Source organism: Cupriavidus phytohabitans, from assembly GCF_017815025.1.
Taxonomy (GTDB): domain Bacteria; phylum Pseudomonadota; class Gammaproteobacteria; order Burkholderiales; family Burkholderiaceae; genus Cupriavidus.
The window spans coordinates 1-7,516 of sequence record NZ_JAGIQB010000107.1; the positions used below are offsets into that span (position 1 = coordinate 1).

Sequence of the window (7,516 nt, forward strand, 5' to 3'; positions counted from 1 at the left end):
CTGCTTGAACAACGCCTCCTGCGCTCTGCTTGAACAGGGTGCCGCCGTTCGCCCCGGGTTATTGAGCAGTTACCCAAGTGACGCTTCAAGTCGTTGAAAGTAAACGATTTTTTTAGGCGCTCTGGTCGCTTTGGTTGGTCAGAGATGTGTAAAACCGCATGCGTTAAACCAGCACCTCCGAACTGCACCACTACCGTTAGAACTCGATGATGCGAGGCGACAGCAGAAAGAGTCGCTCCATATGACTGCGCCGGTCTTCGCGATAGCGGAACAACGCGCCGATGAGCGGGATCTTCGAAAGGCCCGGCACGCCGGTCTCGCCATTCGTCGACGTATCGGCACGATAGCCGGCAATCAGCAGGCTCTCACCCTGGCCGACGAACGACTCGGTATTGATCGTGCTGGTCGTGATCACCGGAAGGTTGTCGACCTGCTGCGACGTAATAGTGCCGTCCTCGATATGAACCCTCAGCTTGATATCCGTGCTGCCGTTCTTTTCCACGACGAGTGGCAGCACGCGCAGCGACACGCCGGCCGACACGCTGTACAGATCTGCCGATGTATAGCCCGCCACGCGCACGAAGAAACGCGTCTTGTGGTCCATCACGGCTTCGACATTGTTAAGCGTGGCGACTTTTGGGCTCGCGTCGATCTTGGCAAGATCTTTCTCCTGCAGTGCATTCACGTGCGCGAGTAGATACCGTCCCGCGTTACCGAGCACGGCCGTGAGCGACGCACCGACTGGCGTCGCGTTGCTCACAGTCGTGGCGTCCGAAAGGGCCTGCGTACCGATGTTGCCGTCGTCGATATTCTGCTGCATCGTCCTGTTGCCAGTCTGAATATTGATGTGGCTGTTGTGTGCGCCCCAGCTCACGCCGATCTGCTTGAGCGCTTTGTCGTCGATCTCAATGATATGCGCCTCAATCTCGATCAGACGCGGTCGCACGTCGAGTTTTTCGATCAGGCTTTCGTACTGCGTGAAGCGTTGCGGCACGTCACGGATCAACACGGAATTCGTGCGCGGATCGGCTTCGATTACGGGAAGCGTCTGGCTGGCGCTCACCGACGCATCGCCGCGGCTACCGCCCTCGTTGATATCAGAGGAGCTGATCGACTGCATGCCAGGGCCACCGCCGGCCGCCATGCCCTTCAGCAATCCGTCCAGGCCCGGCGCGACGCCGCTCGGCAACGGAGGATTCACACCGCTTTCGTGACCACCTTCAGCGTTACCAGTAACGTCGCGCATCGGTTGTAGGCGGCGCATCGTCGGTTCGCGTGCGGCGCGGTCCGCTGCCTGCTCGTCGCTGCCCGAGCCGCTGCGCCCGCGCTGGTCGCGCGGTTCGTACATGGCCGACAGTACTTTGGCAACGCCGGACACTGTTACCGTCTTGCCGTCTATCTCGACGTTGTGATCCACGGCCCACGCATGGCGCAGCGGGAACACGCGGATTATCGAGCCGGAGCGCTGTGCCGCATTGTCGTCGAGCCGTCGCGCGACTTCCGATACAAGCTCCACATACGCTTGCGGGCCGCTCACCAGCGCGGTGCCATGGCTCTCGTCGAAAGTGATCGGAAAGCGAGAATTCTCGATGCGCAGTTGCGTGAGTGCCGCGCGCAGATCGGCGAGGCTCGCATGATCGAGCTTGATCACACGCCGCGTGACGGTGTTCACGTCGCTGACCGACAGCACACCGGCGTTGTAAAACCACACGAAGCCAAAGCTTGACGCCAGCGTGTCGAGAAACTGCGGCGGTGGCATGTCGAAACGGCCGCTCACCGTGCCGTGCACGTCGCCGGCAATGGTGGCGGATACACCTTGCCCGGCGGTGAAATCGCGTAGCACGTCTTTCACGTCCTGCCCTTCGGCGGTGACGTGGACGACGGCGCTACGCCAGGGGATGGCCTCGGCTTTTGCCGTCGCCGCGAGCATGGCGGATGATGCTAAGGCGAGAGACGCTGCCAGCCGGCCAGCAAGCTGGAGTCGTTTGTTGTTCATGGGTTCCATGATGATAAAGGGATTGACCTCGCGTCATGCAACGTGGGCCGACAATATATCAAGGCGTGTGAAGCACATCCTAAACAAGTATGACGGCTCCATGTGCACGTGATGCACGTTGAGAAATTGGGGCCGCTCGCCTCCCATTATTTGCGCACAGTGCCGGCGATTGAGCGCAACTGTTCGCCGAGACTCGATAGAACGAGTTGGTCGCGAATCTGGTCGACGAAAATGCCAACAAACAGCGCGAGCATCATCACCGTAAGCGCACCTTTGACCGGCTGGCTGAGCGTCATCGGTTCGAGTTTTTCCGACGACTTTGCCATGAAGCCGAACGCGAAATCAACGAGCAGGAGTATCAGGGTCATCGGTGCGGCGAGCTTCGCAGTCGTCTGCATCAGCAAGTCCGTCTGTTGCAGCACGAAGCTTTCCAGCACGTTGGCGGGCACCGGCGTCGCCGCGCTAAGCGGCCACCAGTGATACGATTCGTAAAGCGCACCGAGCAGGAACGTCATGCCTCCGAAGGTCCAGAACGCGACGCTCGCTATCTGCGCGAGTAGTGTGCCGGTGGGCGTGGACTGTTCCTCGCGCAGCGGGTTGGCGATCTGCACATTGGTGTAGCCGGCCAGATTGTCAACGTAAATGCCGGCTCCTTCCGCCACCCAGAACACCGTGGATGCTGAAAAACCCAGCACCAGCCCGATGGCCGCCTCGCGCAGGCCAATAACGACGAGCGACGTGCCGGTCAGTGACGTATACAGCGAAACGGGCTGCCCATAAGCGATAAACGCGCTAAACAGCAGCACGATGCCGTTACGCAGCACGCCTTGCAGGATGCCGTCAGCAGTGGGCGGAAATAGGTAGAGCATAACGAAGAGCCGCACCGAGCACACGCCTAGCATAGTTAGCGAACGAATCAGCGAGGCGCCAAACTGCGGCAGCGTGATGAGGGCGTCGTACATATGGATGTTCAACAGATCGAAAATCGCTGCGTCGACGTCGTTACACCATCGCGCCATGCCCACGCGAGGTAAAACGCAGACGGGCCAGCGCAGCTTCTTCGGCGTCCTCGTCGCCTGCGTCCGTTACGTGGCTGTCTAGCGCGACGCGCAACCCGGCAATGCGCTCGCTGCATATATCGATGCGGCTGCGATTCAGGGCATGCGCGCGCGTGGCCACGGCGAGGTCGTCGGCCTTGCTGCGCAAGAGCGTGTCGAGCGCGGCGAGTTCTCCTTCCATCTGCTGGACACGCACGGCGACGAAATCGGCATGGCGCATCGTCGCATTGAGATCCGTCAACTGGAAGGCGTTGCCGCCCGTCATCATGTGCGCGATCTTTGCGTGGAAGCTGCGCAACTGCTCGCGTTCCGCTTCGGTGCGTGCGAGTTGCGCGCCTCGCTGCGCGACTGCCTTGGCATGCGCGTCACGCGCGGCCAACACGCCTGCCTGCAGGCTACGCTCGAGCCGCTCGCGGCGGCCGAGCGTCAATTCAAGCGCGGCCACGCGCCGACGTGCCGTCTCCGGACTTTGCCGCACACTCATCGGGTTAGCTGTTCGCGAGTTGGAAGAGCCGCGCCTCGGTGTCCTGCGGCGCGGCGAATTCGTTTGTCGCCTGATTAAAGAAGGTGCGGATCGCGTCGATCTTGCGAATCGCCTCGTCGACAAGCGGGTCGCCGCCAGCCTGATATTCGCCTATCTGCAACAGTAGCTCAACCTCGCGATGCCTGGACAGCAGATCGCGCAGCCGGGCCGCCGCGCGAACATAGTCGTCGGTCATGACTTGCGGCATCACGCGCGAGAGACTCGCGAGCACGTCGATTGCGGGATACTGGCTTTTTGCGGCGATTTCGCGCGACAGGATCATGTGTCCGTCGACAATTCCGCGGACTTCCTCGGCGATCGGATCGTTGCCCGAATCGTCTTCGGCGAGCACTGTGTAGAGCGCCGTGATCGAACCGTGCTCGCCCATGCCTGCGCGTTCAAGTAGCCGCGGCAACTCGGCGAAGATCGACGGCGGAAAGCCGCGCCTGGCGGGCGGCTCGCCGGCCGCCAGGCCGATCTCGCGCTGCGCGCGCGCAAAACGCGTGAGTGAATCCATCATCAGCAGCACGCGCTGCCCGCGGTCGCGAAAGTGCTCGGCAATCGCTGTCGCTACGTACGCGGCCTTCGCACGCTCGATCGACGAGCGGTCCGACGTCGCGCAGACAACGACAGACCGTGCCATGCCATCGGCACCGAGAATCAGCTCGACGAACTCGCGCACTTCGCGGCCCCGCTCGCCGATCAGCGCGATCACGGTCATGTCGCATTGCGCGCCCCGCGCGAACATGCCGAGCAACGTACTCTTGCCGACGCCGGCCGGCGCAAAAATGCCCATGCGCTGCCCTTCAGCGAGCGTCATCATGCTGTCGACGGCGCGCACGCCGGTAGCAAGTGGCGTGTCGATCATGCGCCGCCTCATCGGCGAAGGCGGATTCGCAAACACCGGGCGGTCTTCGTTAGTGTAAACTGGCCCGAGTCCGTCGATCGGCTCGCCGAGGCTATCGATCACGCGCCCCAGCAGCGCGTCCCCCACCGGAACCGTCAGTGAACGACCCAGTCCCACGACGCGCGTGGAACGCGAAATGTCAGCGAGCCGCGAGAACGGCGACAGAAGCGCGACATGCTGCGTGAAGCCGATTACTTCTGCATGCTGAAGTAGTTCGCCGTCCGGCGCGCGCAGCTCGCACAGCTCCCCAAGCGTCACATCAAGCCCCGCTACCTTGACGAGCATGCCGATAACCTCGAGGACCTTGCCGGTCCGCGCGATGCTCTGTGTCGACAAAATTTCCTGTTCGATCGCATCGGCGAGGCGTTGCACATCGTGGCAGTTGTCGACGTCGTACTCATGGCCAATGCGGGACATGCTGGCCGCACGCGGCGAGGTCATCGCCAGCCCTCGTCGTAGCCGTGGCCTGCATCGGCGAGTTCAGCGGCGTGGCGGCACGCCGTTGCTTCTTCCGGTGCCGTCGCATTGCCCACCGCTGTGGCGACATACGACGCGAGTCCGCTCAGTTCGCCCGCCGAGTGCTTGAGCGCGCGCGCGACCGCAAGCCGCATAGCTCGAACTTGCGTCGCAAGGCTTGCATCGATCGCGCCGAAATCGGACTCGCACAGGCAACTGCCGGGCGCGAGCCGCTTGTCCGCGACAACCGACAGGGGAAACGGCCTGCCGAGATCGCGCCAACGCGCGCAGAGCCGTTCGAACGCGACGCAGGCCTTATCGTAGTCGAATGGGCTCACGGCGACGCGCAGCCACGTCGCGCCTTCGACGATGCGGTCCACCGCGGACAGCGCCCGCTCGAACAGCTGATCAGCCCGCTGGACCTGGACAATCTGCTCGACGGCCATGGTGACGATGCTCGCAATCCGCTCGCGCATTTTCAGTTGTGCCAGGCGTTGCACGGTGCCTGTATCGGCAAGCCGCTCCATCCAGTCCGCGAGCGCTCGCTGCTCGCCGTCGCGGTAACCGCGCGTGGCGGCATGATCATACTCGTCGCGCGCGGCGGCGCGAATCGTTTCAACTTCTGCTCGGGCCGCGGCGATGATCGCCACCGCCTCGTCGCGCGCGGCGGCGAGTGTGGTGCCGCGATCGGTGGCAAGCTGCGAGTAGGCGGCGTCTAGCTCCATCATCGCCCCGAAGGCGGCACGCGGCACGACATCCGCATGCGCGCCGACATGCCCACCGCCGCGTCGCTCGTCGTGGCTGCCGCGGTCCGCACAGAGCAATCGGTCTGATCTCAGCCAAATAGCCATGCCCACTCCGGAAGCAGTTCGGGAAGTCGCGCAAAGAGAAGCGCGGTGCCATTCACGTCGAGTTCGCGCACGCTCCCCGCTGGCCACGGCGGCATGTCGCGCGGCAACGCGAGGCGCAACAGTGAGCATGGGGGAGTAGCGCGTGCTGGCATCGCGGACTGTGCCGCCTCATGCATGTCCCGCGCGATCAGCGTATAGCCCTCGCAGGCCAGCCGCTCTTCGTCGATTTCTTCAAGGGGCGGCAGTTGTCCGCTGGCGACAAGACGCGCTAGATCGGTCGCGTTAGCTGAAAGATGCTCCGTGCCATGGAGAGATGCGGCACTCAGCCGCTCGAGCGGTACGCCGCCCCATTGCGCGAGCCGGCGGCGGATCCGCTTGTCGACCAGCCTCCTCACTTCGGCGCGGCGCGTTAGCAGCGCGCGCAGGCGCAGCACGCGCAAACCGTCGTCCACGGGCAATGCGTCGAGCACGGCTGGATCAAGCGCACGCCAGCTGTCAAACTCGGGCGTTGCGACGTCCGCTGCACGCAACAGCGCTCGCGAACAGGCGGCGAGCGAGCCGGCGCTCGTGCTGGCCAGCGCTTCACGCAGCCCGTCGAATGACGCGGACATCAGGGCGGGCTTCACATCGAGCGCTGGCGCCCAAGACGACGGATGTGCCCAGCGCGCGGCCTCGATTGCGTTGCGCCGCCACGCGGCGAGCGCGGCAGCAGTGCGCGCAAACGGAAATGCTGCGAGGGACGCGACAGACGAGACCGCACCAAACGCCACGGACTCCGATGCCGAAATCGTGGACAAAGAAACCATGGATGATGCCATTACGTGGCAGAAGAAGGTTTCGCTCGCCGCCACCTGCCGACGAGCGCATTCACTCGCGCGTGAATCCGCGAATAAAGCCACGCGCTTGCGCGCTCGGCCGGCATGCCGCGCCGCAGCCACAGAAACAGACTCACCGCGCCGATGAGCAACACCAGCGCCGCTGCGATCAACGTGGGCAACCGCGATACCTGCGTCTGCGCCGACTTCGGCAGATCGATCGGATCAGCCGCTACCGCAGTCACGCTCACAGCGTCGTAGGTCAGTCCTTCGACGCTGTGCATCACGAGCGTCTTGATCTGCGGCACCAGCGCGTTCGCGTCGGAATCCGACCGGTACTTGACGAACACCGATGCTGAAGAAGGCTTCTTCTGCTGCGCAAGCGGATCGTTGTTGGGAAGCATGATCTGCACGCGCGCGACGATGACGCCGTCGATCTTCGAAAGCGTCGCGGAAAGTTCCTGCGACAAGCCATAAATGAAGCGCACGCGTTCCTCTGTCGGCGTTGCCACGAGGCCGTCCTTCTTGAAGAGGCTGCCAAGATCGTCATACCGGCTGTGGGGCAGGCCGCGCTCGCGCAGAGCCTGCATCGCGCGAACCAATTGCCTGTCGTCGACCTCCAGCGTCCAAGTCTTGCCATTGTCGATGGTGTTTTTCGACGCGTCGACGCTCTGCTCAAGCAACGCCACCAACATCTCATTCGCATCCTGTTCGGTTAGGTTGCGATACAGCTCCTCCTGGCAGCCTGCCAGCGCGATGCAGCCGGCAAGCGCATGCGCTAGCGCGACCGCGCGGATGGTGCGAGCGGCTCGCATAGTGCGCATGAGCGGCCCGGCTGCTGCATTCTTCCCTTGCGTGGCTTTGCGCATGACCTATTGATTCTTCATCAACGTTTCGACCGACGACTTCG

At 63.2% G+C, this 7,516-nt stretch carries 7 protein-coding genes; all 7 read right to left on the reverse strand.

What is annotated here, in order from left to right:
- Positions 1-196: 196 nt before the first annotated feature.
- The 7 genes from sctC to sctJ all read right to left on the reverse strand — a co-directional run bounded on the left by sctC (position 197) and on the right by sctJ (position 7,430).
- The gene (sctC, locus tag J8I34_RS32600; RefSeq protein ID WP_209778133.1) at positions 197-1,996 is read right to left on the reverse strand and encodes a type III secretion system outer membrane ring subunit SctC; all 1,800 of its coding nucleotides are present in this window, start codon (positions 1,994-1,996) and stop codon (positions 197-199) included.
- 146 nt (positions 1,997-2,142) lie between these two features.
- Complete coding sequence (gene sctT, locus J8I34_RS32605) at positions 2,143-2,958, reverse strand: type III secretion system export apparatus subunit SctT (protein ID WP_029050285.1); 816 nt, start codon at positions 2,956-2,958, stop codon at positions 2,143-2,145.
- 40 nt (positions 2,959-2,998) lie between these two features.
- Positions 2,999-3,499 carry a type III secretion protein gene (locus tag J8I34_RS32610; protein WP_348635841.1) on the reverse strand — a complete coding sequence of 167 codons (501 nt, stop codon included), beginning with the start codon at positions 3,497-3,499 and terminating at the stop codon, positions 2,999-3,001.
- A 43-nt stretch (positions 3,500-3,542) separates the two neighbouring features.
- Complete coding sequence (gene sctN, locus J8I34_RS32615) at positions 3,543-4,901, reverse strand: type III secretion system ATPase SctN (RefSeq protein ID WP_245176313.1); 1,359 nt, start codon at positions 4,899-4,901, stop codon at positions 3,543-3,545.
- A 20-nt stretch (positions 4,902-4,921) separates the two neighbouring features.
- Entirely contained in the window at positions 4,922-5,791 is an 870-nt protein-coding gene (sctL, locus tag J8I34_RS32620; RefSeq protein WP_209778127.1) for a type III secretion system stator protein SctL, read from the reverse strand.
- The gene (locus tag J8I34_RS32625; protein ID WP_245176312.1) at positions 5,776-6,597 is read right to left on the reverse strand and encodes a type III secretion protein HrpB4; all 822 of its coding nucleotides are present in this window, start codon (positions 6,595-6,597) and stop codon (positions 5,776-5,778) included. The genes sctL and J8I34_RS32625 overlap by 16 nt, the downstream gene beginning before the upstream one ends.
- A gap of 11 nt (positions 6,598-6,608) precedes the next feature.
- The gene (gene sctJ, locus J8I34_RS32630; RefSeq protein ID WP_371748189.1) at positions 6,609-7,430 is read right to left on the reverse strand and encodes a type III secretion system inner membrane ring lipoprotein SctJ; all 822 of its coding nucleotides are present in this window, start codon (positions 7,428-7,430) and stop codon (positions 6,609-6,611) included.
- Positions 7,431-7,516: the final 86 nt, after the last annotated feature.